At 42.7% G+C, this 1,203-nt stretch carries 1 protein-coding gene; it reads right to left on the bottom strand.

Annotation, left to right across the window (positions count from 1 at the left end):
* On the bottom strand, positions 1-1,203 hold a 1,203-nt coding region (locus DXA60_RS01165), incomplete at both ends, for a class I SAM-dependent methyltransferase (RefSeq protein ID WP_147345368.1).

The raw sequence follows: 1,203 nt of genomic DNA on the forward strand, positions 1-1,203 counted from the left end.
CTTATTGAGAGTCTCATACATATTGAAGTTCTCATCATTATTCACACAGACTGTATATCTGCTGTCCTGTCCGTAAATCCTTGTGTCATATTCCATAGATCCAAGCATCATCTCCGGATGCTCTGCAAAATAAGAGTTGACTGCAATGCCATTCTCAGTTACACCAAGGTGTACCCAGTCAGGTTCAATATCAATCTTTCTCTCCCTCTTCTGCAAAAACAGGATATCTGCTGTCACTTCGGTTCCTGCATTATCTTTAAATGCAGTATTCGGAAGTCTTATCGCTCCCACAAGCTCTGCTCTTTCAGCCAGATACTTTCGGATAGTAGGATTTGCCTTATCAAGTGTTCCCTTTGTGGTGATTACTGCAACCATGCCTCCCGGTCTTACCTGGTCAAGTGCTTTTGCCAGAAAATAATCGTGGATACGGAAGTTATACTTGTTGTACTTCGGATCAAATACCTTATAATCTCCAAATGGCACATTTCCGACAACTACATCAAAAAAGTTATCCGGATATGTGGTATTCTCAAATCCTGTAATACTGATATTGGCATTCTGATAAAGCTGCTTTGCGATTCTTCCCGAAATGCTGTCAAGCTCCACTCCATACAGCTTTGCTTCATGCATTGTTTCCGGCATACTTCCAAAGAAGTTACCGATACCCATAGATGGCTCTAATACATTGCCGCCTCTGAAACCAAACTGGACAAGTGCCGAATTTATGCACATGGCAATCTCCGGTGAAGTATAAAAGGCGTTATTTACTGTTGCCCTTGCAGCACTGTATTCCTCATCAGATAAAAGGTCTTTCAGCTCTGCATATTCTTTGCTCCAGCCTGCGTTATTCTCATCAAATGCCTGTGACAGTCCGCCCCATCCGACAAACTTCGACAGAGTTTTCTGTTCCTCAGGTGTGGCAAGCCTGTTCTCTGATTCAATCTGCTTTAAAGTGCGGATTGCATCCATATTCCACTGGTATCTGGTCTTAGCACCGCCTTTTTCCATTTCCCAGAGGTTGTAGTGGAAGTTGTGTTTTTTCTGTACTGCATCATCTGAAACCACATGTCCATTCTCATCAATCTTGGTTTCCCAGCCATTCGCTATTGCTCTTTCCCTGGTTTCAAGACGATTGGCTTTTACACTATCCTCGATATCAAAGAATCTCTTATAGACCGGATTCATCTTATCCCTGTCAGCCTT

Origin of the sequence: Roseburia sp. OF03-24 (assembly GCF_003463035.1) — a bacterium.
GTDB classification, from domain to species: domain Bacteria; phylum Bacillota; class Clostridia; order Lachnospirales; family Lachnospiraceae; genus Roseburia; species Roseburia rectibacter.